At 57.8% G+C, this 2,261-nt stretch carries 3 protein-coding genes; 1 reads left to right on the forward strand and 2 read right to left on the reverse strand.

Annotation, left to right across the window (positions count from 1 at the left end):
• Nucleotides 1-806 (reverse strand): DGQHR domain-containing protein (locus AC11W3_RS12095; RefSeq protein WP_484093086.1); only part of this gene is annotated, 806 nt, incomplete at its 3' end.
• A gap of 620 nt (nt 807-1,426) precedes the next feature.
• Nucleotides 1,427-1,714: a hypothetical protein gene (locus tag AC11W3_RS12100; RefSeq protein WP_484093087.1), complete on the reverse strand. Its 288-nt coding sequence runs from the start codon at nt 1,712-1,714 to the stop codon at nt 1,427-1,429.
• A gap of 150 nt (nt 1,715-1,864) precedes the next feature.
• Between AC11W3_RS12100 and AC11W3_RS12105 the strand changes: the two genes are divergently transcribed.
• Nucleotides 1,865-2,089, forward strand: a complete 225-nt coding sequence (locus AC11W3_RS12105; protein WP_484093088.1) for a hypothetical protein — start codon at nt 1,865-1,867, stop codon at nt 2,087-2,089.
• Nucleotides 2,090-2,261: the final 172 nt, after the last annotated feature.

The raw sequence follows: 2,261 nt of genomic DNA on the forward strand, positions 1-2,261 counted from the left end.
GCCTCGATGAGCGCCTTGGGCAGCTTGCGCTGGTTGGTGTTGATGTCATCGAACAGCGTGGCCTCGTCGGCGTAGCGCAGTCCGTAGTAGAGCATCACCGGAACGTCCGGGTTGAAGTTCGCCTTGCGCTCCCACGCCCAGAACAGGCCGCCTGCCCGGTGCTGGCCGTCCACGATGGAGACGACGGACTTGCCGAAGCGCTTGTGGATGCCGTCGATGTCGCCGGAGTTGAAGAGGTGGTTGAATTCCGCCTGCTCCTTGGGCGAGTAGACACGCACCGACGCAATGATCGGAGTGATCAGGTGGGCGTGCGTGTGCTTGACCGTCTCGGAGTCGCCGTCCTCCTGAGAGAAGTAGCGACCGATGGCCGGGAACCGTGCGTCGAGCGGATCGCGCTGGTAGCCGTGCTGGCGGGGGCTGGAGGACTGGTCGTCCACGGTGTTGTACGTGGAGATGAACGCGAGCGCCTTGAGGGCGTCCGGGGTCAGGGTGGCGAGTGCCGCCTTGCCGGGAACGAATTCGGACTGGATCTGCATGCGGCGCACCTTGGGTTCCGTGGTATCGTTTTCCACGAGTGCGTCGGTATCGACCGGCTCCGGGATGCCGACCTCATCGATCTTCTCGTCCGCGCTGTCGGAGAACATCGGATCGACGTTCGGGGCGTTGCGCGGAGCGCGGGGGCGACGGGTCTTCTTGGTGTCGGCCTGCTCATCGAGGGTTTCGATGGCCTTGGTCTCTGCGGCTTCGGCAGCGGAGATGCGCGGCTTGCGGTTGGTGCGGGTCTTGGTTGCAGTTGCAGTAGTCATGATGTAAATCCTTTCGGTTTGTGTTTGATTTGGTTGTCTGTGGTAGGCCTCCTTGTTTGGCTGCTTTCCATGTCTCAAACATTACGCCTGTACCACAACATGCGTCAACACTTTTTTCTAAAAACTTTTGTAGTGGTGCCGATTTTCCCTAGATCTAGCGGATCTTGTTTCAAACACAAGTAGTGGGCAAAGTCAAACTGAGTACTCCAATTTGCCTCAGGCAAGTAATGCCGGGTATGATTGACCCATGACTAAGTACACGTTTGCCGAAGGTGACCCTGTGCGGGTGACCTCAGGAGCGTATGCGGGTATGGAGGGTGTAGTGGAAGACCTACAGCCTGAGTGCAGTGCCGTTCGCATACTGACTAGTACAGGCCGTATCTACGGTCTCCTAGGGCTGATCCAGAAGGTGGGAAAGCCTGTACGGACCCCTCCCAAAAGGAACCCCATAAAGAAGTAGTAGTGCTGCCGATCACCTGTCCTCCTAGGAGGGTGGGAGATTTGGCATGCCGTGACATATCTTGTCACACAGCTTGACCGTTACTGTAATGTTATCGACACGCCGAGTGACACGTTTGTAATTCCTGTGAAGTAGCTGTAGGCTACGTGTCATGAAGGTCTCAATATTTCGAGTTGAAAAACCCGGTGGCGGAGCCGGTCCCTATGCGGATACCTCCGGCCACCCCATGCTGGCCCACATGAATGCGGTCCACGGTGATGCCGAGCACCCTGATCCCATGGACGATCCGCTGCTGGACGGAATCTATCCCGATGAGCACTGCGGCTTCGCTACCATCTGTGATCTGGACGCGTGGTTCACTGGCTATGCCGAGGCGCTTGCCGAATGCGGCTACGTTATTGCCGTCTACACTGTGCCGCTCACTGCCGTGCGGTACGGTCAGAAGCAAGCCGTCTTCCTCCGAGGGGATGCCGTGCCGATGCGGACGTTCCCCATTGCCGATGCTCCCGTAGAAACGGCCATGCCGTGCCGACTGTAGATGCCGTGATGCGGATGCGGGCAGCACAGGACATGGTACGGATACTGCTAGGCAATGCGGATGCCGCTGAAGCTGATGCGGTGCTTGCCGTCTACGCTACCGAAAGACATGCCGATGCCGCTCAACCCTGATGCCGATAAGCTATACCGCTCAGCCATGCGGATGCGGCTCACTCGTGCCGGTCTCTTGAAGATCATGCGGGAGAACGAAGAGCGCGAGCTTACAAAAATTTCTAATGCGGATGCGGATGCGGTTGACAATGCGGATGCGGATGCGGTAGACTAGTGGTAGCTAGGTGTTGAGCCACCGACGATGCGGCAGACCAGCCCTCCCCTTTTTATCCTTAGGTTTCCGGGGAGGGTTTTTCTGTGCCTTGACAATGCGGATGCGGTCACATAGACTATAGCTATCAACCACTACGAAAGGGCATGCCGTGAAGGACACCGAAGCACATACC

Source organism: Geomonas sp. (genome assembly GCF_056994735.1).